Here is a 23,804-nt window from a genome sequence, read left to right as displayed (position 1 = left end):
AGGAGCGCTTCAGCGTTCCCGCACGGAGATGCATGATGAAGAATGTAGCGTTCGGGCTGTCGGTATTCGGGGTGTTGGGGCTGATACATCAGGTGAGTGCCCAGCCCGCCGTAGAGGGGGGAACCCTCCATTTTCGAGGCTCAATCGTGGAGCGCATGTGCGAATTGGACGCGGGCGCTACGGTCACGTATGGCGCCGCAACCCAGCTTATCAACGTCACCCCCTCGGTCGTACTGGCGGTGAACCGGGCCACCCGGTTATGTCGGTTTGCAGACCTACCGTTTGTCGCGACGTATCAGGTGCTCGAACCCGCAGACCTGCGTGCAGAGTCACCGAATGAAAAGGGTGTGGTAACTATTTCCTACTTGTGACTGCGCGGCGGAGGAATCAGGCAGGTATACTGCGCGGCTGTTCGCCAATTGGCCTGATTATTCCCGTATCCCGGAGCTTTCATGACTACTCCTACACAACCGACCGCTCCTGATGCTGTGGACACGGTTGACAGCGAAACCAGCCTCAACACTGTAGAAAAGCCGGTTATCCCGGCCTTCAAATTCCCGTTCAAGCCCGCTGAGTTTGCTAAAGCCAAATCTCAGGGCAAAGCGTATTACCAGAAGAGCGGGCTTGGCGGCCACGATACAACGCCAGGTGCACCGCCGCATGGCACGCGTAAAACCATGGGTAAACGCTGATTAACTTGACGGTTCATCAGAGCACCCGTTCGCGTTGCACCACGGTCATGCCGTGTTTTTGATACAGGCACAGGGCCGTGTGATTGTGTTCCATGACCTTGAGGTCTACACAGGCTTCGCGACGCTGCTCAAATACAGCGAACACATGGCTTAGCAACGCGTCGCCCAAGCCACGGCGCTGGTGGTCGGGATGCACGACCAAATCCTTGAGGAAGGCGCTGGTCCAAGCTTGTGCAAACGCGATGACCTGGCCATTGCGCAGCAGCGCAAAACACAACTGCGGATCATATTCAGCGTCATGCACCAGGGCATGTTGCCAGTGCGCAATTGATTCGATACTGCCCATGCCGCCGCTATACGCCTGGTCAAGCAGCGCGTGGGCTTGAGGCAGCCACTGTGGCTTCAGGGTTGCCAGGGTTACGTCGTCAGGCCAGCGAACGGCTAATAAGGGTTCGCGCAGGTCTTTGCGTAGCAACAGGCTATAGGCACTCATGCTGTTAATAGCCTTGTTCGGCTACCGTGCGCGCGGCCTGAATGAGGCATTGCGTCAACTCCGGCGAGGAAAACTTGGTCAGCACCGCATTGGCTCCGGCCAGGTGGGCTTTCTGGGTGTTCATGGTGCTGTTCAATGAGGTATGCAACAGCACATACAGGTGAGCAAAATCGGGGGTGTCGCGCACCGTACGGGTGAACGCATAACCGTCCATTTCAGACATTTCGATGTCCGAGACCACCACGTTGATCTGCTGCGGCGTGCCTTGTAACTCCAGCAGGCGGTCGATGGCTTCCTTGGCGCTGCGGGCGGTGTGGCAGTGCACACCCAGATTGCGCAAGGTGATGACCGATTGTTGCAGTGCCACCTGGCTGTCATCCACTACCAGAATTCGGGCGTTGGCCAGCAGTTTGGCGTCTTCACGGCTGAGCACCTCAGGTGAGGTGTCAACCCGGGTGGGGGCGATACCGTGGATGACTTTTTCGATGTCCAGTATTTGCACCAGCGCGCCGTCTACCTGGGTAACACCAGTGATGTACGAGCGTTTGCCAGAGCCATAGGGCGGCGGGCGAATGTCAGTTGTCAGGCAGTGCACGATCCTGCTGACGGCTTGAACGTGAAGCCCCTGCTTGGAGCGGCTGACATCGGTCACGATCAGGCAGCCGCCATCAGGATCGAGCAAAGGTTGTTCGCCGATGGCACGGCTCAGGTCGATCACCGAAAGAGACAGGCCACGCAGTACTGCAATGCCTTTCACATGGGGGTGAGACTCCGGCATTTTGGTCAGTGGCGGGCAAGGGATGATTTCACTGACTTTGAGCAGGTTGATTGCCATCAGCTTGCCGCTGCGCAGGGTAAAGAGCAGAAGCGAGAGTGAATCTGCGCGGGCATTGCTTGAGGACATAAAAACCTTCAAAAGGCCGAGGGTGGCGTGGGATACAGGGTTATCGACCTGATCGGGTTGGGCTTTAGGTGGGCAGGGAGATTGTGTGGCCTTCAAGACCCTCACCCCAACCCTCTCCCAAAGGGAGAGGGGGCTGGATTTGCTTTTGCTTTTAGTCCCCTCTCCCTCTGGGAGAGGGTTAGGGTGAGGGCGGTTTTTATTTCAAGCCCAATCGCTTGGCCATTCGCCCTAGATTCGCCCTGTCGACCCCCAGCTCGCGGGCCGCACTGGCCCAGTTATGCTGATGACGCTCCAGGCAGGCACTGATGAACTGGCGTTGGAAACTCTCAGTGGCATGACGCAAGTCGCCCACGCCTTCAATGCTCATCGCCTGCTCATTCATGCCAGCACTCTCAGTGGTGGTGGGCAAATCAAGATCCGCCGCCGTCAACGTCAAAATACGCGGGCGTGTGGTGCAACGGCCCAAGGCTTTCAGCGCGCTGCGGGCTATCAGGTGTTCCAGTTCTCGCACATTCCCCGGCCAGTCATAGTGCACCAGCGCTGCTTGCGCATCGGCGCTTAACCGCAAGCTGCCAAGGCCCAGGCGGGAACGGTTTTGCTCCAGAAAGAAGCCACTCAACAGCAACACATCTCGCCCGCGCTCACGCAGCGCCGGAACCCTGAGCGGGTAGACGCTCAAACGATGGTAGAAATCAGCACGGTAGCGTCCGCTGCGCACTTCTTCGGCCAAATCCCGGTTGGTTGCCGCGATTAAGCGCACGTCCACCCGATGCTCCTGATCTGAGCCCAAGCGCTGTAACTGGCCGCTTTGCAGCACGCGCAAGAGCTTCGCCTGCACCGTCAGTGACAATTCGCCCACTTCGTCCAGAAACAGAGTGCCGCCATTGGCCAATTCGAATTTGCCGCGTCGATCTTGGGTGGCCCCAGTAAATGCGCCTCGCACATGACCGAACAGTTCGCTCTCTACCAGTGTGTCGGGCAGCGCAGCGCAATTGAGGCTGATCATCGGTTTATCGGCGCGTGGCGAGGCCGCGTGTATGGCTTGCGCCACCAACTCTTTGCCGACTCCGGTTTCGCCCGTGATCAGTACAGTCAACTCACTGCTGCCTACCAGGGATATTTCTTCAAGCAGCCGCTTGTGCGGGAGGCTCTGGCCGATCAGCTCTTTGTCCGGTGAGTCGTGGGCCTGACGGTAGGATTCGGCCCTTTGCTGTTCATCCTCGACCCGCAGAGCCAGGCGTTCAATGCGCTGGGCCACCTTGACCGTAGCCGCTGCAAGGCTGGCAAAGGCTTGCAGGTCATCAAGCTCAATAGGCTCAAAACGCTTTGAGTCCAGCGCGTCCAGTGTCAATAACCCCCAAGGCTGTTCATCAACAAACAGCGGGCAACCCATGCAGTCGTGAACTTCCAGGTGATCACCCAGACCGTCCACCAGACCGTCGTAGGGGTCGGGCAATTCGCAATTGCTGGGAAAGCGCGTGGGGCCGGGGCTGCTGAGCAGAAATTGAAAACGCGGGTGTTCGCTGACTTTAAAGCGCCGGCCCAGTGTGTCGAGGCTTAAACCATCGACGGCCAAGGGCACCAGCCATTCACCGTCCAGTCGCAATAATGCCGCCGCGTCGCACGGTAGCAAGGTGCGCAGTGCGTGCAGCAAGCGGCGATAGCGTTCACTTTCAGGCAGGTCGCGGGCCAGGTCTGCGACCAGCGGCAAGAGTGTGGTGAGCAGTAGTTTTGCAGTCATTTTGACCTCGTGTAGTCGATATGACTCTAGTGCAGGGCGGGTCAAAATGACAAATAAATTTCTAAGTATCTGATTTGTAACGATTTAAATGTTGGCACGAATAGTGATGTGTAATGGCTAATAGTTCTACATTATCAGGAGTCACTCTTATGCTTACTGCTCAAGATCGTGCCATCGTCAAATCCACTGTACCGCTGCTGGAAAGCGGTGGTGAAGCGCTGACCACTCACTTTTATAAATTGATGCTCGCCGAGCACCCTGAAGTGCGTCCATTGTTCAACCCGGCCAACCAGGCCAGCGGGGCTCAACCTCGCGCACTGGCTAACGGCGTATTGATGTATGCCCGTCATATCGACCAACTCGACCAGTTGGGTGATCTGGTGGCACGGATCATCAACAAGCACGTTGCCCTGCAAATTCTGCCCGAGCATTACCCCATTGTCGGCAGCTGCCTGCTGCGCGCGATTGAAGAAGTGCTGGGCAGCGACATAGCCACACCTGAGGTGCTTGCCGCCTGGGGGGCAGCCTACAATCAGCTGGCTGAAATTCTGATAGGCGCCGAATCGGCACTGTATGAAGAAAAAGCTAACGCACCGGGCGGCTGGCGTGGCGGGCGTGAATTCAAGTTGGCGGCCAAGGTTGAAGAAAGTGCTGAAGTGACTTCTTTCTACTTCCGCCCTGTGGATGAACAGCCCATTTTAGAATTCACCCCCGGTCAGTACATCGGCCTCAAATTGAATATAGATGGCGAAGAAGTGCGCCGTAACTATTCGTTGTCAGCCACAGCCCAACTGGGCCGCTACCGCATCAGCGTCAAGCGCTTGGAAGGGGGCGTAGCCTCTAACTACCTGCATGAGCGTATGCAGGTGGGCGATACCCTTGAGCTGTTCCCACCAGCCGGGGAGTTCACCCTGACCGACAGCGATAAGCCTTTGGTATTGATCAGCGGTGGTGTCGGCATTACTCCGACGTTACCGATGCTTGAGGTTGCGCTCAAAACAGGGCGGCCTATTCATTTCATTCACTGCGCCCGCAATGCCCGTGTGCATGCGTTCCGCACCTGGGTCGATGAGCTGGCTGAGCAACACCCGCAGTTGCAGCGTTTCTACTGCTATGAAGAGCACGACGACGGGGCCGACCATGTTGGCCTGCTGACTGAGGAAGTGCTGGCACAATGGTTACCTGCTGACCGAGATGCAGACGTCTACTTCCTTGGCCCGCAAGGCTTTATGCGCTCGGTAAAACGCCACCTCAAGGCGCTGGGCGTGCCAGAGCAACAAAGCCGTTATGAGTTCTTCGGCCCGGCTGCGCTGTTGGATTGATCCAGCTGTAGCCTAGCCTTCGTTCCTCGACAGCGGCGACAAAGGTTGGCAGCACCCCGTTTCGATGCGCGGGTGCTGCTTTGCGCCTTTAATGTTGCATTAATTGCCTTGCGCCACGTTTATCCACACAGTTTCACTCCTTCAGGCTGCAGGTCTGCGTGTAAACTGCGGACTTTTCCAATATTCAGGCTTAAGGGATATGCGATGACACATGACATGATGCGTTTGGGCCCCGAGAAGCGCTTTCTGGCGTTGCTCGGGCTGATTTGCCTGGCCCTGATCGGTGGGGCGTTGTACATGCAAATCGTGCTCGGAGAGGCGCCATGCCCGCTGTGCATATTGCAACGCTATGCCTTGTTATTGATCGCACTCTTTGCCTTTATCGGGGTGGCGATGCCGACCCGGCGCAGTATCACGGTGTGTGAGGTGCTGGTGGTGCTCAGTGCCATTGGCGGAATTATCGCTGCGGCCCGCCACGTCTATATCCTCGCTAACCCGGCAGTGAGCTGTGGCCTTGATGTATTGCAACCTATCGTTGACGGCCTGCCACTGGCTGCGATTTTTCCTTTAGGTTTTCAAGTCGATGGCTTTTGTTCAACGCCTTATCCTCCCGTATTGGGCTTGTCGCTGGCGCAATGGGCGTTGGTGGCGTTTGTGTTGACCGCCGTGCTGGTGCCGGTGGGCATTTACCGCAATCGCAGAAAAACGCATTAAAACACTCGCATCCGCCCCGTACTTCTATTGGAAGTACGGGTTTTTTATGTCCGGCCAAATGTCAACAGGATGTGATGCAGCATAAAAAAAAGTGTCTGCTAAGCTGCGACATATTGTCACGCGAGAGGTGTCGCACGGCGGCTTTAGCGGGATGCAGCGCGTCGTAAAACCGCCTATCGGGTATTAATGGATCTAGACTTACTTCTGATGGGCAAGGGTTGAAATAGGCAGAGGGCGTCTCAATGAAAAAACGCTGTAAGCCTCTTTGTTTGGGCGTTTACGCGGATTGACGATGGGGCGGTCGTGCGCTAAAAAGAGGCGTTTTTTGAAGGGGCGGTGGCGTGCTACAAGCTGTTTCGAGAGGGTTAGGGGGCGTGCGGCGTAATAATAGTTAGGGATTGTTACCGTAGCCGAGATGAATTATTTCGGTATGAGACATGGTTTATGGAGGGCTACCTAACTACAATCGCACGCACTGAACGTCCAGCCTGCTCGTCCCGAGCCCAAGCGGGTAGTTGACGGTCGTCTGGGCGGTTCGACAGGCGTCCCATGCGACTCCCAGGTACTGGCAACCCTTCTAAGTTCTGCACCAAATGGATTTGGTCTGTAACAAGGCCATTGACCACGTATCAAATAAGAAATCACTGCTACCCCGGAATTCGCCTATTCGCCTGATAGTGATAGAGCAGGGCTTCATACAATTCCGGAAAAGAGCCAACGCTTGGCAGGGCGAAGCGTTGGCGAAAAAAACCAACTGCATTGTGCAAGCTGTTTTAGAGGTCGTGAGATGACTAAAAAAAGGTACCCCAGACTCCTTGGCTTATTGCCACTTTTCGGCACGTTGCTGCTGGGAGGTTGCAATTGGACATTGCTCAATCCAGTGGGGCAGATCGGGATCGAAGAGCGGAATCTGATCATCACTGCAACATTGTTGATGCTCCTGGTTGTGGTCCCGGTCATCGCGATGACATTTATCTTCGCGTGGAAATACCGTGCGTCGAACAAGGATGCTACCTACGCACCTAAATGGTCGCACTCTACCAAGATCGAAGTCGTGATCTGGACTGTTCCTATCCTGATCATCCTCGCCCTGGGCGTTTTGACCTACAAGTCGACCCACGCTCTGGATCCATACCGTCCACTTGAATCCGACGTCAAACCGTTGACCATCGAAGTGGTGGCAATGGATTGGAAGTGGCTGTTCATCTACCCGGAACAGGGTATCGCCACTGTCAACAAGATCGTGTTCCCGGCCAATACGCCGATCAATTTCCGTATCACCTCTGACACGGTCATGAACTCGTTCTTCATTCCGGGCCTGGGCGGGCAGATCTACGCCATGGCCGGTATGCAGACCAAGTTGCACTTGATTGCCAACCACAACGCTGAACTGGATGGCATCTCTGCCAACTACAGCGGTGCGGGCTTCACTGGCATGAAATTCAAAGCGATTGCGACTTCTCAGGCCGAATTCGACGCCTGGGTAAATGAAGTCAAAGCGTCACCTAAACAGCTTGATCAAGCTGAATACGCCGCCTTGTCCAAGCCAAGCCAAAACAACCCCGTTGCGCTTTACTCTTCGTACGCACCGAACCTGTTCCAGACCATCATCGACAAGTATGAAGGTATGACACCAGGCAAACCGGTCAAGCACGAGAAGAAAGCAGTCGCCGGGACCGATGGGGTGGACGAGAGTTCGAATTCAGCTGCCGGGGCAGAGGAGTAAACGATGTTTGGTAAATTAAGTTGGGAAGCGGTCCCATTCCACGAGCCGATCGTAATGGTGACCATTGCCATGATCGCGCTGGGTGGTCTGGCACTGTTTGCAGCAATAACCTACTTCAAGAAGTGGACCTACTTGTGGACTGAATGGCTAACGTCAGTCGACCACAAGAAAATCGGCGTGATGTACATCATCGTCGCCATGATCATGCTGCTGCGCGGCTTTGCCGACGCCGTCATGATGCGTACCCAGTTGGCCATGGCCACCGAGGGTTCACCTGGCTACTTGCCGCCTGAACACTATGACCAGATCTTCACCGCTCACGGTGTGATCATGATCATCTTCATGGCGATGCCATTCTTCACCGGCCTGATGAACCTTGCGGTGCCGCTGCAGATTGGCGCACGTGACGTTGCCTATCCGTTCCTGAACTCCCTGAGCTTCTGGCTGCTGGTGTCCGGCGTTGTGCTGGTCAACCTGTCGCTGGGCGTCGGCGAGTTCGCCAAGACCGGTTGGGTTGCTTATCCGCCGCTGTCGGGCTTGCAGTACAGCCCTGGCGTGGGGATGGACTACTACATCTGGGCCCTGCAGTTATCGGGGTTAGGTACGACGTTAACCGGGGTTAACTTCCTGGCGACCGTACTGAAGATGCGTGCTCCAGGCATGAAACTGATGGACATGCCGATCTTCACCTGGACCTGCACCTGGGCAAACGTCCTGATCGTGGCTTCGTTCCCGATCCTGACTGCTACCCTGGCACTGCTGACACTTGACCGTTACATGGATTTCCACATTTTCACCAGTGAACTTGGTGGTAATCCAATGATGTACGTCAACCTGTTCTGGGCGTGGGGTCACCCTGAGGTGTACATCCTCATTCTGCCGGCGTTCGGGATCTTCTCTGAAGTTATCTCCACGTTCACCGGTAAACGTCTGTTCGGTCACCACTCGATGGTCTACGCCTCCGGCGCGATCTCGGTGCTGGGCTTCATGGTTTGGCTGCACCACTTCTTCACCATGGGTTCGGGTGCAAGCGTCAACGCCTTCTTCGGTCTGGCGACGATGCTTATTTCGATCCCGACGGGGGTCAAGCTATTCAACTGGCTGTTCACCATCTACCAAGGTCGTCTGCGCTTCACCAGCCAGGTTCTGTGGACCCTGGGCTTCATGGTGACCTTCGCCATTGGTGGTATGACTGGCGTACTGCTGGCCATCCCGGGTGCTGACTTCGTACTGCACAACAGCCTGTTTGTAATTGCTCACTTCCATAACGTGATCATTGGCGGTGCGGTATTTGGTTACATCGCTGGTTTCAGCTTCTACTTCCCTAAAGCGTTCGGCTTCAAACTGAACGAGAAGTGGGGCAAGGCAGCGTTCTGGTTCTGGATTGTTGGCTTCTTCATCGCGTTCATGCCGCTGTATGCACTGGGCTTCATGGGCATGACCCGTCGTCTGAACGCCACTACCAACCCAGAGTGGGTGCCTTACCTGTACGTAGCTGCGTTCGGCGCATTCCTGATTGCATTGGGCATCATCAGCCAGTTGATCCAGCTGTACGTCAGCGTACGTGACCGTAACAAACCAGAGAACGCCTGCGAATTCGGCGATCCATGGAATGGCCACACCCTGGAATGGTCGACTTCGTCGCCACCTCCGTTCTACAACTTCGCCGTAGTGCCAAAAGTAGACGGTATCGACGCGTTCACCGAAGCCAAGGAAAACGGTACGGCTTACAAGGCTCCGGCCAAGTACTCGCCGATCCACATGCCTAACAACACCGCTACTGGTGTGTACATGGGCGCACTGCTGACCGTATTCGGTTTCGCGATGATCTGGCACATCTGGTGGCTGGCCATCGTGGGCCTGGTAGGTACGGTTGTTGTCTTCGTTGCTCACGCAGCCCGTGACGACCAAGGCTACATGGTGCCGGTCGAGACCATCGAGCGTATCGAGGCCGAGCAGCACAAGCGTTTGGTAGCCGCCAAAGCAATCCCGGCTACCGGTGTTGAATCCAAGTTGGAACAGGTTTAAACCATGTCGAACTTAGCGACCACTGCTGGAAACGCTCATGGTCACGACCATGAGCACCATGACGAACATCACGACGCAGGCGAGACTACCGTATTCGGTTTCTGGCTTTACCTGATGACCGACTGCATCTTGTTTGCGTCGATCTTCGCGGTATATGCGGTATTGGTGAACAACGTTGCGGGTGGCCCGTCGGGCCACGACATCTTCGAACTGCCGTACGTACTGGGTGAGACTGCCCTGTTGCTGTTCAGCTCGATCACCTACGGCTTCGCCATGCTGGCGTTGTTCAAGGGCAAGAAGCCGCAAGTGCTGTTCTGGCTTGCGATGACTTTCCTGCTGGGTGCCGGCTTTATCGCCATGGAAATCAACGAGTTCCATCTGTTGATCTCCGAAGGCTACGGCCCTAGCCGTTCAGGCTTCCTGTCCGGGTTCTTCACCCTGGTTGGTACCCACGGTCTGCACGTGACCAGCGGTCTGATCTGGATGGCGATCATGATGTATCAGGTGCAGAAAAACGGCCTGACGGCAACCAACAAGACCCGTCTGAGCTGCTTGAGCCTGTTCTGGCACTTCCTGGACGTGGTGTGGATCTGCGTATTCACCGTTGTTTACCTGATGGGGACTTTGTAATGGCTAACGCACATTCCGACGGCGCCAACCACGGCAGCGTGAAGTCATACGTGATCGGCTTCATCCTGTCGGTAATCCTGACCGCCATTCCGTTCGGGCTGGTCATGTATCCGAGCTTGCCGAAAATCACCACGCTGGCAGTCGTACTGCTGTGCGCTGTGGTGCAAGTGGTTGTTCACCTGGTGTACTTCCTGCACCTGGACCGCTCGCCGGCACAACGCAACAACGTGACAGCGCTGGTGTTTGCCGCGCTGGTAATTGTCCTGCTGGTGGGCTTGTCCCTGTGGATCATGTTTAGCATCCACGCTGAAATGATGGCGAAGTGAGGTAAGACCCGATGTCCTTCAAGCACTTTATCCAAATCACCAAACCGGGGATCATTTTCGGTAACGTGCTTTCTGTGGCAGGCGGGTTCTTCCTGGCCTCGAAGGGGCATTTCGATCTTGCCCTCTTCCTGGCCGCGGTAATCGGCACCTCCTTGGTGGTTGCGTCTGGATGCGTGTTTAACAACTGCATTGACCGCGACATCGACATCAAGATGGACCGCACCAAAAACCGCGTATTGGTACAAGGCTTGATTTCCCTCAAGGTGGCACTGCTTTACGCCACCTTGCTGGGGGTTGCTGGTCTTGCGCTGTTGTATCGCGTGGCCAACCCGCTGGCGGCTCTGTTCGCAGCGATCGGCTTTGTGATCTACGTGTGTTTGTACAGCCTGTACTTCAAGCGCAAGTCGGTTCACGGCACGCTGATAGGCAGTCTGTCGGGTGCAATGCCTCCGGTCATCGGCTATGTCGCAGTGAGTAACCACTTCGACATGGCTGCCCTGACCCTTTTGGTGATGTTTAGCCTGTGGCAGATGCCGCATTCGTACGCCATCGCGATTTTCCGCTTCAACGATTACCTGGCTGCATCGATTCCGGTGTTGCCGGTGAAGCGCGGGATCAAGGTTGCCAAGAAGCACATCCTGCTTTACATCCTCGCGTTCCTGATCGCGACCCTGATGCTTACGCTTGGCGGTTACGCCGGCATGAGCTACATGGCCGTAGCAGCAGCGATGGGCATGTACTGGCTGTACATGGCGTGGACAGGCTATAAAGCTGTCGACGATAAGGTCTGGGCACGCAAGCTGTTCGTGTTCTCGATCTTCACCATTACCGCGTTGAGCGTCATGATGTCACTGGACTTCAAAGTGCCAAGCGAGTTGTTACTCACTTACGCGCACTAATTAAGCCAGACAAAAAAACCGCCTTTCGACAAGAAAGGCGGTTTTTTTTCGTCTTCACAAAGGCTTAGACCCAGGAATGCTCGTTGCCGGTTTCGATAATGTACTTACTGGCAAAGGGGAAGTAGTGGTGGGTGCAATCAATCGCTTGTTTGTGATGCCTGATATCATAGATGCCTTGTGTCTGGAGTGTGCTGTACTTGGGCATTAACTCAAACACCGTTTTATGGACAACGGGTATTTTAGCGATCAGCACATCATTCATCAGTGTGGGGCCGGTGAGTCGAAAATAGTTCTGGTGATAGGCTTTGCAATCGGCCTTGTTTTTGATCAAGGCGTCCCCCGACAGCCTCAGATCAAGTACGGGTTTGGGCTGTGAGTAAAAGTCCCTGCTCTCTATAAAACGCTTGTGCATTTCGGCAGAGATAGCGGTTAACAGATCGTTATTAGGATGGGATGCAAAGTGGCTGGTGTTATAGCCCTCAAAGTCCAATGTGGTTTCAGTAACGATGCTGCCTAACAATAGGTCATGGGGGGCTGCTTTGATATCGTCTGCGGCCAAGGCCACGATCAACGCATCGTCCAAATCCATATAGAGGCCACCGTAATAATTGATCAGCGGAAAACGAATCACGTCGCAGGCCGCGGACCAGTTTTTATGTTCTGCCGCTATCAGGGTTGTGTATTGTTCAGCGTTGGAACTGTTTTTGAACACGTCGTAAAAAGGTTCGTTCTTGATGTTTGAGAGCTGTAACTGAGGGGTGTATTTCTCGCTCATCGATTTTATTTTAATAAACAGTTCATCGCTTACATCGAGGTGCAAGGTGGAGGTGAACTCAGTGGAGTACTCAAGGTTTTTAGCAATCCGGTCAAACAAGTGACTGCCCGGTACTTGAGTGCCGACCCAGATGTAATGAATGTGATTGGGGATGGCCACTGGGTTTTTCGGCAATTGAGGTAACTGCGGCAGTGTAATGGTTACACGTTCTTGGGCGGCGGGTAGGGAGGCTTTGACCGCGTTGAATTTTTCGATGCTGCCTTTTTGCCATTTCCCATCAGCGTTAAGCCAGACAGGATCGCCGAAGCTCATATCCATCTCGGCCTGGGGCCCAGAGTTTTTCTTGACGATACGTTGGCGCCAGGTACCAAGGTCGGCGTCATATGCAACGGGAATCAGATAGTGGCTCAACATGATTGCATAATCGGGTGTGTGAGCAGGCGCACTTAAATTCATTACGTTATCCATGGGTACACTTAGCTGTCGCTGAAAAAAATGGGCCGTTGAAGGCGTCTCCATCCCTCCTGCCAAGCCGCTATGGGCAAGTTCCCATCTATTTTGAGCCGTGTTAAATCGTACCGCCGGACCTGTCACAGAGCCTTTATACACGTGCAGAAATGCACTGCCTGAAGGGCGTGTAACCGCAAAAATATTGCCCTGCATCTGGATGTAGCTAACACCCGTCAGCTGATAAATATGATTAACCCGCTGTGTGATGGATAAGTCGACATCATTGACATGAAAATACTGTTGCTGAGCAATGTTCAGCTTTCGATTTCCCCAAGAAAAATCAGGATTGAATGCAACAAGGGGCGCGTCGATAAAGGGGCTGTTAATGATTTTTGGTTGAATCAAAGGGGCCGTAACAAATGATGAATAGGCGGTTTCGGGGTTCAGTTTGGCTTTAAGTCCTACCAGTGATATCACGTTATTCAGCGATTTTGCGGTCTGGAGCTTGAACTGAATAAGCGTCACCCCTTTGAGTCCGCCTCGGAACAAAAGCCCTGCCAGAGCCAACGGGTTGGCGGCGGAAATCAACCCTTTGCCCAACGTCGTAGCAAATGCTTTGCTGGCATAGAGTGTTTTCATGGTGTTCAGTGCAAACCTTGATACGCCGAGCGATGTACTGCGAACCACAACCTTGCCCAGTGTGATGGAGGCTCTCAAACCGCTATAAGCCGCTTTGCCAAACGGCAAAACAAACGCCAGAACTTCCAGCGCGCCGAATATCGCCGTCCCTGTGGTTACATTCTCGGTCTCAATGTCTCGATACAGGGCATAGAACGGAATAATGACGTTGAAAATGATTTCAGTTCGATTGACCAACTCATCACGGTACGATTCATAAGGTGTCGAGCCCCTGAATACGGGACGCACTTGTGACAGGCTCAGGCTAAAGATTGAGTTAACCAACTTCTCGCACAGTTGCTGCACACGCTGCTCTTCGCTGACTCCCGCCGGATTGTTCCACGTAAAGCTCAACGTTAAAGAGGGTGTGACTTTCAGAGTGCCGGGCATGCCCGTCAAGTACGCTTGTTGATCGAGTTGGGGAACACCCATGACGTACTTGTTTGCCTCAGTGGGTGCCCAATCATCAGAGTCATACAGAATATAGGCGTTACCTTCAGCGCGTATTTTGCGGACAGTGCCGGAAGGGCAAAACACTTCATAGAAACTATTGTTTTGCGGGTCTGTTGAAAATGCCAACACGCCATAGAAGCCCGGTACCTCTTCGCCCTCAACCGTGAAAGAAACCCTCAGGAAATGTTCGGCATTGAGCAGGTCTCGACGCAGTTCGGGGGTTAGGTCATTGATCGCGTGTGTGAGTTGTACAATCAGTGCCGCGTTGTATTTTTGCTGAAAAGCATCGAACTGTTCATTGAATGCCTTCAACAATGTGCACCCCCCCAAACCCTGGGACTCCAAGGCCAGCTCGCTATCTGAGAAGGCACGATCCTGGCCGCAGGTCATATACCGCTCCAAGAGCGACAGGTTCATGGTGCGGCCGAGGTTTTTGAAGCGGGTGACGAAGTACTTATGGATTTCAGCCTCAGTAAACGGCCTTTTTTGATGCACATCGGTGAGCGGATGATGCTCTGACAATTGCTGGAGTGCCATTTTTTTGCGATCCGGCGGGAGCTGCACCAGTGTGGTCATGGCCGAGGTCTTTTGTTCATCAAGCTCGATGGCGTATTGCAGGGCGATCATCACCTCTTCAGGTTTTACCTCGGCTATGTCGGTGAAGGGGATTTTCCCGCGGCACATCGCAAAATGCAGGACGGGCTCTCGGCGCAATAAGGTGATGGCCAGTTGTTCATCGTGGTTCATCGATTCGCAGAGGGTCTCGTTCAATAGTTCGATCAGACGCTGATACCCCAGCGCCACTGCAGCGCCGGGCAGTGTTGATTCGGCCAGTGCCACGGCGTGACGAAAGTCAACGGCCTCTCGGGTATAGCCATAGCGCAGATCCTGCGGAACGTCATACACCGTTAACTGCGGGCAGTAGCGCCCGGCAATCAATTCGAAAGCCAGACGCATAGCCGGTTCGCTCGTGCATTGGAGCGTGCTGCGCAGATGCTCCATGACTTGGCGCCGCACCTCACTGATCGAGTGACCGCCCATTGCCTGAGTATTCAAGTTAAGACCGCAGACATAGCCTTCGGTGTGGTTCTCTGGTGGATACAGGTAGTCGGTAATGCAAGCCAGGGCGAGTGCCCTGGTCATGTCGGGTGTTGCCTCCCGGCGCTCTCGCTCTGTCCATGAAGACGTACCGACAGCGGCCAGTTCCAACTGATGAAAAACAGGTGAATCGACCACGATGCTCATAAGCGTGGTGAAGGTCGCGTCGCGATGCAGCCCGGATTCGGGAAACCTTGGGTCACGAATCAGCGTCGAAAGTTTCAGGTATACCGTCAGCGCATTGATATCTGGCGTGCGCTCACCTCCTGAAATATTGGCATGGATGTCCAGCGTTGAAGACGCTGCGGACACACGGGCCGATGCCCAAAGGCTTGTACTCAGGGGCTCAACGTTCGTGCCTGTTGTAGCTGCACTGCCCAGCAACAAAAAGCACGACGTCAGGTAGTGATGATCGGCGGTGAAAAGCGTTTTGTTTCGCAGCGCTTGCTGCACCGCAATGGTGACTCGGTGGTTGCGGCTATCAATCTCGGGTATTGCTGTGGTGTGGCTGGCATATTTATGAACCAGCTTCAGGCCCATTTCGGCGGTGATCGGAACCTTTGCTGCCATCGGATCAAGCACGCCCTCCAGCACACGGCTCAACAGGGTTTGGTTTTGGGGCGTAGCCAGCAGATGGCTGGCGAAGGTTTTAAATTGATCATCGGTGATCAGCGTTTGCAGCTCGGCTGACGGGTGCAGTACGTGGGCAATGTCGCGGATTGGCAGAGGGCTATGCAGGGGCAATTCCACCTGCGGCTCTTGCTGAATCAAAAACGCCTGAGCTATCGCTTCGGGCAGGGAGCGTTCGATAACACGGTTAACGCGAGTATTTAAAAGATCGCCCGTGGTGGGCTCCATTGTGCGTCCTGTTGCCAGGTCAAACCACGTGCTAAGGCTCATGGTTTGTGGTTCGGTTTCAAGCGCACGGTACTGGTTAAAAGTGGTGTTGATGTCCTGATAGCTTTGTTCGAGCTTAAAACCGATTAAATCCGGAATGATGTTTTCCCTGAAGCGTTCCAAGGTCATGGTTTTACGCACACGGTGATTGAAAAACGCCGTCTCTGCCTTATGTTCCAGGCCCACATACTCAACCCAGGCAGGTAGCGTTTGGCGGTTGTTCAATTGCTGGTTCAGCTCGACTCTTGCCTGGTTCGCGTTGGCGAACACCTCAAAGCCCCGGTGCGCGGTGAGCACATAGGTGGTCCGGGGTACTGCTGCAGCTGGCCCCCTGACCTGGAAGGCCACGGCAAATGAACAGCCCCGCGAGTTTAATGAGGCACCATTGCGTATGCCGAGTCGCGCAGCCCGCAGTTTATTTGGCGTTTTAAGAGAGGGCTGAAAGATCAGGGTGCGGATGGCGCTGTCATCATCCTGGTCAAAGTAGCCGTCGGCGCACAACAGTTGCAATTGCGTCTCTAGAAGCAGCCTGAGGTGGGCGCCATAGTCCTGCTCTTTTGTAGGTGCCTCGGCACGGCTATCTGCGGGGCTGCTCCAGTAGCCTTTCAAGCGCTCGATGTAAGTTGTGTTGAGGTTTTTGATGCGCTCACAGAAGGCCTGGTACTGAGGCTCAGTAATCGACAGGTAGTCTTCATTGGGTGGGTTCAGTTGCGTCAAAAAACGAATTTCAAGAGGAACACGCACAGGCTCTGGAGGGGCGTTCGCTAACGATTGTCGGATCAAGCTCCCCAGGCTTTGCTCAAACACAGTGTGATCTTCCCTGTCGACAAACCACAGTGAGTCAAAGTTGGCGAGCAACAGGGTATCTGGCAGATCGGTAAAAATGGCCTTGAGTTCCGCGTGTATGCACTCCATCAGGCTCGGCTGCCTGGCCATCAGCATCTCGATGCTGTTGTTAGTCATCAGTCTGTTGGCCAGTACCTGTTGCAGGTTACTCAGGTGCTGGCAGTCGAGCAGATTGGCGATGAAGTGAGTGGTGCACTCGCTCATCACCCGGTTCAACGGAAAACTGGATAGCGTTGCAATAACGTTCGCTCTGAACGCCGCACGTGACGTCTGATGCGGGTGGAGCAGGGGGTAACTGAGCAACGGAAACTCGAGGCTCCAAATCAGATTGGCCAGTTTGGAAACAAGGTCCTTTACATGCTGATGATCTGTTTTATCAAGATCAGTACCGATGGCCAGTGCGGTTGTACGGCGTGCACTGAGTTGTGTGCAGAAGGCTTTCAAGAAGGTCGCACGTGCACACAGCTCTTTCGTTAGATCAGTTGCGGAACACTCTCTGAGCAGTCCGGCAATGATTTTCATCGCCAGGTTGAAGGCGGCTGAGTCACTGCGGTCGGTCGTGCGATAGCCGAGGTTGTTAGCAATGTCATAGATATCCATGCTCGCTATTTTTTGGCTGCTGTAGGTGTTCATGGGATGTCACTTACTTGTGGGGGATAACTTCAAAGTAAGTCAGGTGTTCTGGGGTGGGGTGGTATATATGTGTCAGCTTTTCTGATTGGGTTGAAGTGCCAGCCGGCACCTTTTGCATATTAGTATTAATCGGCACTGCAAACGTATTAAAGGGTAATCAGACAGATCAGCGCCCTCGCCATTCAAGGAGTTATAAGCATAGGCTTCAGCCAGCATCGCTGCTTTTTGCGGATCGTTTTCTGCCAGCGCGATAAGCGCCTGTGGAAGGAGAGTTTTAGTGCGGCAGGTGTTGTTGGTTTTTCATTATGCAATGCTCCTGTTGTTTTAATCAGAAGAGCAAAGACGGTGCCATGTTCAACAAATAATGTGTGCGGACGCTGTTGCACTCTGCATAAGGGCGAGGCGTCAGCGCGGCCTGCACTTAATATGTTTAAAGATTGGCAAGTATTGTCGGTTTTCGGCTAATACTTGCCGGTAGGGGGGTGTAAGTTATAGGCGTTATTTGTAAGGTTAAGTAATTAAATAGGTGGGGCTTTTCAAGTTTCGCAGCAGTGCCGAGCGGGTAGAGTGCGCCACCCTAACCCAAGACTCTTTTGCAGAGCTATGTAGTCCTTGATCAGTTGGCCGTCGCTGTGAACCCGGTCCTGTTCGGCACGGTAGCGGGTGCGTTCGGCGTCGAGCCAGTCCAGCACACTGCTGGTGCCCGCACGGTAACGTTGATCGGTCAGCTGGGAGGCGCGCACAGCGCTGCTCTCGACCCGGCCAAGGGTGCTGCGACGTTGACGTTCATTGCCATAGCGAGCCAGCGCCACGTCAGCATCGCGCAATGCGCTGAGTACGCTGCTGCGGTAGTTGGCCAGGGCTTCATCGCGCCCGGCTTCGGCCTGGGTGACCTGCGCCTGTACCCGGCCAAAATCCAGCCAGTTCCATTGCAGATACGGCACGCCCAGCGCACTGAGGTTGTCTTTGCGCAGCAAATGGCCCGGTTCGCTGGCGCTGAAGCTCAGCGAGCCAAACAGGCTGACTTTGGGAAAGGCCGCTGCCTTGCGTTCGCCGATTTGCGCGGTACTGGAGGCCAGACGGCGTTCGGCGGCGCGGATGTCAGGGCGTTGTTGCAGCAAATGCGCAGGGTCGCCGATGTTGACGGTGACGGGCAGCACGGGCAGGGCCGTTTGCTGCTGCAAGCGGGTGTTCAATGCACCGGGTGGCAGGCCGCTGAGCACGGCCAGTTCATCAAGAGATTCGATTACGTCCAGTTCCAGTGCAATGGAGGCGGCCCGGGTTGTTTCTACTTGAGTGGCAATGCGCTCGCGATCCAGTTCCGAGGCCGTGCCTTGAGCCAGGCGTTGTTCGGTGAAGTCGAGCAACTGCCGCTCAAGGGCTTCGGACTCGCGTGCAATATGCAGGCGCTGCTGCTGGTCACGCAAGCCGACATACGCTTGGCCGACTTCAGCGGCCAGTTGCACATGGGCATCAGCGAGGTCGGCCTGTACGGCATCGGCTTCGGCGCTGGCTGCTTCAACGGCACGGCGGCCGCCGCCGAAAATATCCAGCTCCCAACTGGCGTCAAAACCGCTCAGGTACAGGTGCGTGGCGTCGGTGTTTTTGTCTCCCGAGCCCGTGTACAACGCTGCCGCCGTGGCCGAACTTTTCGGCAGCAGGTCACTGCGCTTTTCTGACAGGCCCGCGCGGGCCTGACGCAAGCGTGCTGCCGCAGCGTGCAGATCGGGGCTGTTGCGCAGGCTGCTGTCGATTAGCTCGTTAAGCAGCGGATCGTTCAGGGCTAGCCACCACTCGGCCACGTGCGGCGTATTGGCCCGAGTTCCGGGCACTTGACGTTGAAAGGCCGTGCCTTGCAGCGTGCTGTCGGGCGCGGCGTGGTAGTCCGGGCCAAGGGTGCAGCCCACCAGCAACAGCGGGCACAGCAGGGTGAGGGTTTTACTCGCGATCATGGTCAGTGTCCTGTGCTCAAGGGCGTACCGGCCGGCGGTTTTTTCAAAAAGAAGGCCAGAGGCAGGCACAGCAGTAAGGCGATGCCGAGTACGTAAAAGGTTTCGCTGTAGGTGATCACTTGCGCCTGCACTTGAATTTGACTGGCCAGTTGGCCCAAGGCTTGAAGCTGGGCATGGGCGAGGTCGCCGTGTTCAGCGAAAAAGCCTTGGGTCGCCGTTGCAAGGTGGTTTTGCGCTTCGACGGATTGCACGTTCACGGCATCGCGCAAGGTGTCGTCATGAAAACTGCTGCGCCGTTCGATAAAGGTGCCCAGCAACGCCAGCCCCACCGAGCCACCGAGGTTGCGTGCCATGTTGTAGATACCGGCCGCTTCGCCTGCTTCATGGGGCGGCACACAGCTCATGGACGCCTGATTGAGCGGCATCATCGCCAGCACCTGGCCCAGCCCCAGCAGTAATTGAGTGCGGGTGAAATTGTCGCCCACACTGTCGGCTGTCAGGCCCGTGGCCAGTAAACAACTGCTGGCCAGGCAGCCCAGGCCAGCCATTACCAAAAGGCGGGTGTCTACGCGGCCGATCAGGCGCGGCAGAATCGGCATCATCAAGAAGGCCGGCAGGCCTGACATCAGCATCACTGCGCCCGATTGTTGAGCGTTGAAACCCGCGATGTTGCTGAGAAACTGCGGCAACACAAAGGCCACACAATACAGCCCGCAGCCGACCACAAAGACAATCGCGATCACGCTGGCAAAGCGTGGGTTGAGCAACAATCTGAGGCGCACGATCGGCGTTTGGGTGAGTTTCTGTGCAAACAGCAGCAGGGCAATCCCGGCCACGGCCAGCAGGCTGAGCGCGATGATGTGTGAGGACTCGAACCAGCGCTCGCGGTTGCCTTCTTCCAGCACCACGGTCATGGCACTCAAGCCCAGGGTCAGACCGATAATCCCCAACCAGTCGGCCTTGATAAACGCTTGCCAGTTGCCCGGGCTTTTTTTCAGGCCCTGACTCAGCATGACCAGCAGCAGAGCGCACACCGGAATATTCAAGAAGAAGCACCAGCGCCAGCTGAAGTTCTCGGTCAGGGTGCCGCCCAAGACCGGCCCCAGCAGGGGGCCAAGCAGCACGATCAGGCCGAATATCGTCATGCCGATGGGCATTTGATGGCGCGGCAAGCGGGTGGCTACCAGCACTTGCGCCGTTGGGATCATGGCACCGCCAGCGAAGCCTTGGCCGAGTCGACCGATGACCATTTGCGGCAAGGTTTCGCTGAGGCCGCAGAGGATTGAAAACAGGCTGAACAGAATCGCGTTGCCGATTAGAAAATTGCGCAGCCCAAACACCCGCGTCAGCCAGGCGGTCAGCGGGATCATGACAATTTCGGCCATCAAATAGCCGGTCGAAATCCACGTGCCTTCCGTGCCCGAGGCGCCAATCTGGCCCTGAATCTGCGGCAGCGCGGCGTTGGTGATGGAAATGTCCAGGGTGGCCATTAATGCCCCCAGCGCACCTGCAAAGACTACGATCCAGTCGCTGGTGCTGGCATTTGCCTGAGGGGGATTGAGCGCTGCGGGTGCAGCGGCTGCATTAGCCACGACGGGTATCGACGTCGGCCGTGGCTGACAATCCCGGCATCCATTCGATGCTGGCGTCGGGTGAAGGCTGGAGGCGAATACGCACCGGTACTCGCTGGACGATTTTGGTGAAGTTGCCGGTAGCGTTGTTGGACGGCAGCAAGGCAAATTGCGAGCCGGTGCCAGGTGACAGGCTCTCGATCACGCCCTTGAACTCAACCCCCGGCCAAGCATCAATGTGCACCGCAACCGTCTGGCCTGGGTGCATACGCTCGATCTGGGTTTCCTTGAAATTGGCGGTGAGGTACACATCATTGGTCGGTACGATGGTCATCAGCCGAGTACCGGGTTGCAGGTATTGGCCCACCCGCACCGAACGGCTGCCCACCCGTCCGGCCAGCGTGCTGTAAACCACGGTATCTTGCTCATCGAGCGTGCTTTGGCGGGTGCTGGCCTGCGCACTGGCTAATTGCGCGCGGGCCTGTTCGATGGCGGCGCGCTGAGTGTGTAACTGGCGTTGGGCAACGGTCAAGGCGGCGGCCTGAGCCGCCCGTTGAGCACTGGCCTGACGCAGGGCATTACGCAGCTCGGCCATGCGCTCTTGTGTCTCGGCACCACTTTGGGCCAGTGGCGCGTAGCGTTTGACCTGTGCGGCGGCGTATTGCTCGTTGGCACTTTCACCGTCGAGTTGCGCCTGCACTTGGGCAATCGAAGCGCTTTGCTGCTCCAGTTCAGCCTCGCCCCGGGCAATGTCAGCTTGCGCGGCACGAATGGCCGCTTCGGATTTTTCCCGCGCAGCCTGGTAAGGCCGTACATCGAGGCGCACCAACGGCTGACCGGCACTGACGGTCTGGTTATCAGTGACGTACACCTCACTGACCGTGCCCGAGACTTTCGCTGAAACGCTCAGACTGTCGGCCTGCAAATAGGCGTCGTTGGTGCTTTCAATAAACCGCCCCACGCTCCACCAGTGCGCCCCCCAAACCGCTGCACCGACCAGTGCGGCCAATCCCAACCCTCTCAAAAGCATTTTTTTAACGGGTCTGCGTGATGGCCGCAGCTGGGTCGGTTCATCGAGCGATTGATGTGCGGTCATGACGGTCTCAATTGTTAGCGGTTGTAACAATTATTACGATTGGTAAAATTATGTCAATCGATATAAATTCAGGCAAACTTGCGAATTCATCGATCAAGGAGAGACCCATGACCACCATTCACCGGCGCAGACCTGCCAGCGAAGGCGGCTACACGTGTGGGGATGAAACCAGTGCACGGATAATCGAAGCGGCATTGAACCTGTTTGGCGAGCGGGGGTACGACGGTGCATCCACTCGCGATATTGCCGAGCTGGCGGGAGTGAATGCGCCGGCATTGAATTACTACTTCAAGAACAAGGAAGGGGTCTACCGGGCTTGTACCGAGTACATGGTCGAGCGCATTTGGGACTATCTGGCACCCACCATCGAAGCGGCTCAAGCCCAATTGGGTGGGCGACCGGACAGTGAACAACTGATTGAGACCTTCTGCGCGGTGCAGAGCAAGATTGCTGAATTCATGCTGCTCTCCAATCGCACCAATAGCTGGCGTAAATTTTACGCACGCGAACAGGCAGGCTTGGGCCCCAGTGCGAATGAAGAGGTGGTTAGCCAGCGAATTGGCCAGCGCATCATTGGTGTGACCAGCGGCATCATCTCGCGGCTAATGGGCCCGGGGGCGAGTGATGAAGAGTGCAGCCTGCGCTCCATGACGCTGACCGGCCAGTTGCTGCCATTTCACCTGACCCGTAACAGCTCCCTCAAGTCACTGGGCTGGGACGCGTTAACGCCAGAGCGGTACGCATTGCTGATGAAGATCGTGCGCGAGCAGACCGAAACCTTGCTGCGTGGACTGATCAAAACGCCCTAGCTGCTGGCAGCATTCTGTTTGAAGTCTGCCGGGCGTAGGGCGTTTATCGCCTGATGCGTTTGATTCGCACCTCTTGCAACAGGTTTCAGGTGTAGGCGAACGCGCTGCGGTGCTTTTGCACAAAGTCTTCCCAGCGCACAGGCTGGCGGCCGGTGATCTCAGGGAAGTTGTCGAAGGTTTCTTCAACACCGGGGATCTGCCGTGCGGCCATGCGGGTGAAGTTGTCGTGTACGCAGGTCATGTAAGCCATTTCGGCCCCGGCTGCGCGCATGTTCTCCAGAAACACATCCGGCGATTGGGCGTCATAGCGGAACGGCTGACCCAGCACGCGGGTCATGATGGCGGCGATGTCCCCGTAGGATTGCACGTCGTAGCCCAAGCGATACGTTTTGCCTGCGTGCTTGTGTGGGTGCAGCAGGGTCTGCGCAGCAACGCGGGCAACGTCTTCGCCGTCCACCCAGCTAAAGCGTGCGTCGCCGGTGTATTGCTCGATCACCCCGTTTTTAACGGCTTGGGTGCCATCGTAGCTGAGCAGATTTTGCATAAAGCACTCGGGGCGCAAGTGGGTGAACGAGAAGCCGCACCATTCGATGTAGCGCTCTACAAACTGGTGCCAGGCCCAGTGGCCGATGGTGGTGTCGTCCCGCCCGCAAGCGCCCAAATGCACAATGTGCTGCACACCGGCTTTTTTCGCTTGATCGAGAAACGCTTTGCTTTGGCGCAGCATGTCCACGGTATAGCCGGTAACCAGCAAGGCGCGGTCGATGCCCTGTAAGGCCGGTGCCAGTGTCTCTTCCTTGTCGAAGTCGAGCATGACCGTGCGGATGCCCAGTGCTTCAAAAGGTTTGGCTTTGGCTGCAGAACGTACGGCCGCCACCAGCGTGATGCTGTCATCTTCCAGTAGGTTGCGCAGGGTATCGCCGCCAATCTGGCCGGTGGCGCCGGTGATTAAAACCGTGGGTTTTTGCGAAGTCATCGATCAGCCTGTTTTGTGAATAAGTAGAAGCAAACCAGCTTACTGGGGAAATGAGTGCGTATTTGCGATACCTTTTACTCAATCACGTGAACTGA

At 55.7% G+C, this 23,804-nt stretch carries 18 protein-coding genes; 10 read left to right on the top strand and 8 right to left on the bottom strand.

Annotated elements, in window-relative coordinates; all coding sequences use genetic code 11:
- The first annotated feature begins 35 nt into the window (after nt 1-35).
- Both FJD38_RS05145 and FJD38_RS05140 read left to right on the top strand, forming a co-directional pair.
- Nucleotides 36-371, top strand: coding sequence for a hypothetical protein (locus tag FJD38_RS05145; RefSeq protein ID WP_158637849.1), 336 nt, complete (start codon nt 36-38; stop codon nt 369-371).
- 81 nt (nt 372-452) lie between these two features.
- Nucleotides 453-692 carry a hypothetical protein gene (locus FJD38_RS05140; RefSeq protein ID WP_122784879.1) on the top strand — a complete coding sequence of 80 codons (240 nt, stop codon included), beginning with the start codon at nt 453-455 and terminating at the stop codon, nt 690-692.
- A gap of 16 nt (nt 693-708) precedes the next feature.
- Here FJD38_RS05140 and FJD38_RS05135 read toward each other — a convergent pair whose 3' ends face one another.
- The 3 genes from FJD38_RS05135 to norR form a co-directional block, all read right to left on the bottom strand.
- Nucleotides 709-1,185: a GNAT family N-acetyltransferase gene (locus FJD38_RS05135; RefSeq protein WP_122784878.1), complete on the bottom strand. Its 477-nt coding sequence runs from the start codon at nt 1,183-1,185 to the stop codon at nt 709-711.
- A 4-nt stretch (nt 1,186-1,189) separates the two neighbouring features.
- A complete protein-coding gene (locus FJD38_RS05130; RefSeq protein ID WP_146384201.1) occupies nt 1,190-2,089 on the bottom strand; it encodes a chemotaxis protein CheV in 900 nt (299 codons plus the stop codon).
- Between the two features lie 196 nt (nt 2,090-2,285).
- Nucleotides 2,286-3,830, bottom strand: a complete 1,545-nt coding sequence (norR, locus tag FJD38_RS05125; protein ID WP_146384198.1) for a nitric oxide reductase transcriptional regulator NorR — start codon at nt 3,828-3,830, stop codon at nt 2,286-2,288.
- A gap of 149 nt (nt 3,831-3,979) precedes the next feature.
- Between norR and hmpA the strand changes: the two genes are divergently transcribed.
- The 7 genes from hmpA (at nt 3,980) to cyoE (ending at nt 11,475) form a co-directional block, all read left to right on the top strand.
- Entirely contained in the window at nt 3,980-5,152 is a 1,173-nt protein-coding gene (gene hmpA, locus FJD38_RS05120) for an NO-inducible flavohemoprotein (RefSeq protein WP_146384196.1), read from the top strand.
- A gap of 204 nt (nt 5,153-5,356) precedes the next feature.
- On the top strand, nt 5,357-5,866 hold the full coding sequence (locus tag FJD38_RS05115) for a disulfide bond formation protein B (protein WP_122784874.1): 510 nt from the start codon (nt 5,357-5,359) through the stop codon (nt 5,864-5,866).
- Between the two features lie 787 nt (nt 5,867-6,653).
- Nucleotides 6,654-7,592 (top strand): ubiquinol oxidase subunit II, encoded by a 939-nt coding sequence (gene cyoA / locus FJD38_RS05105; RefSeq protein WP_122784872.1) that lies wholly within the window; start codon nt 6,654-6,656, stop codon nt 7,590-7,592.
- Between the two features lie 3 nt (nt 7,593-7,595).
- Nucleotides 7,596-9,620, top strand: a complete 2,025-nt coding sequence (gene cyoB, locus FJD38_RS05100; RefSeq protein ID WP_122784871.1) for a cytochrome o ubiquinol oxidase subunit I — start codon at nt 7,596-7,598, stop codon at nt 9,618-9,620.
- A 3-nt stretch (nt 9,621-9,623) separates the two neighbouring features.
- The gene (locus tag FJD38_RS05095) at nt 9,624-10,250 is read left to right on the top strand and encodes a cytochrome o ubiquinol oxidase subunit III (protein ID WP_122784870.1); all 627 of its coding nucleotides are present in this window, start codon (nt 9,624-9,626) and stop codon (nt 10,248-10,250) included.
- Nucleotides 10,250-10,576 (top strand): cytochrome o ubiquinol oxidase subunit IV, encoded by a 327-nt coding sequence (gene cyoD, locus FJD38_RS05090; RefSeq protein ID WP_122784869.1) that lies wholly within the window; start codon nt 10,250-10,252, stop codon nt 10,574-10,576. Before FJD38_RS05095 ends, cyoD begins: the two co-directional genes overlap by 1 nt.
- A gap of 11 nt (nt 10,577-10,587) precedes the next feature.
- On the top strand, nt 10,588-11,475 hold the full coding sequence (gene cyoE, locus FJD38_RS05085; protein WP_122784868.1) for a heme o synthase: 888 nt from the start codon (nt 10,588-10,590) through the stop codon (nt 11,473-11,475).
- A 64-nt stretch (nt 11,476-11,539) separates the two neighbouring features.
- Here cyoE and FJD38_RS05080 read toward each other — a convergent pair whose 3' ends face one another.
- From FJD38_RS05080 to FJD38_RS05065, 4 genes are all read right to left on the bottom strand, one after another.
- Nucleotides 11,540-17,305, bottom strand: a complete 5,766-nt coding sequence (locus tag FJD38_RS05080) for a glycosyltransferase family 32 protein (protein ID WP_146384194.1) — start codon at nt 17,303-17,305, stop codon at nt 11,540-11,542.
- 536 nt (nt 17,306-17,841) lie between these two features.
- Nucleotides 17,842-19,257, bottom strand: a complete 1,416-nt coding sequence (locus tag FJD38_RS05075; RefSeq protein WP_146384192.1) for an efflux transporter outer membrane subunit — start codon at nt 19,255-19,257, stop codon at nt 17,842-17,844.
- A 2-nt stretch (nt 19,258-19,259) separates the two neighbouring features.
- A complete protein-coding gene (locus FJD38_RS05070; protein ID WP_122784865.1) occupies nt 19,260-20,849 on the bottom strand; it encodes an MDR family MFS transporter in 1,590 nt (529 codons plus the stop codon).
- A complete protein-coding gene (locus FJD38_RS05065) occupies nt 20,842-21,924 on the bottom strand; it encodes an HlyD family secretion protein (RefSeq protein WP_146384190.1) in 1,083 nt (360 codons plus the stop codon). Before FJD38_RS05065 ends, FJD38_RS05070 begins: the two co-directional genes overlap by 8 nt.
- Nucleotides 21,925-22,031: 107 nt before the next feature.
- Between FJD38_RS05065 and FJD38_RS05060 the strand changes: the two genes are divergently transcribed.
- Nucleotides 22,032-22,733 carry a CerR family C-terminal domain-containing protein gene (locus FJD38_RS05060; protein WP_122784863.1) on the top strand — a complete coding sequence of 234 codons (702 nt, stop codon included), beginning with the start codon at nt 22,032-22,034 and terminating at the stop codon, nt 22,731-22,733.
- Nucleotides 22,734-22,818: 85 nt separating this feature from the next.
- Here the strand turns inward: FJD38_RS05060 and FJD38_RS05055 are convergent, their stop codons facing one another.
- Nucleotides 22,819-23,709, bottom strand: a complete 891-nt coding sequence (locus tag FJD38_RS05055; RefSeq protein ID WP_122784862.1) for an SDR family oxidoreductase — start codon at nt 23,707-23,709, stop codon at nt 22,819-22,821.
- Nucleotides 23,710-23,804: the final 95 nt, after the last annotated feature.

Origin of the sequence: Pseudomonas saxonica, assembly GCF_007858365.1 — a bacterium.
Taxonomy (GTDB): domain Bacteria; phylum Pseudomonadota; class Gammaproteobacteria; order Pseudomonadales; family Pseudomonadaceae; genus Aquipseudomonas; species Aquipseudomonas saxonica.
The sequence above is the reverse complement of the archived record's forward strand: the minus strand, read 5'-3'. Positions and strand labels throughout refer to the sequence as shown.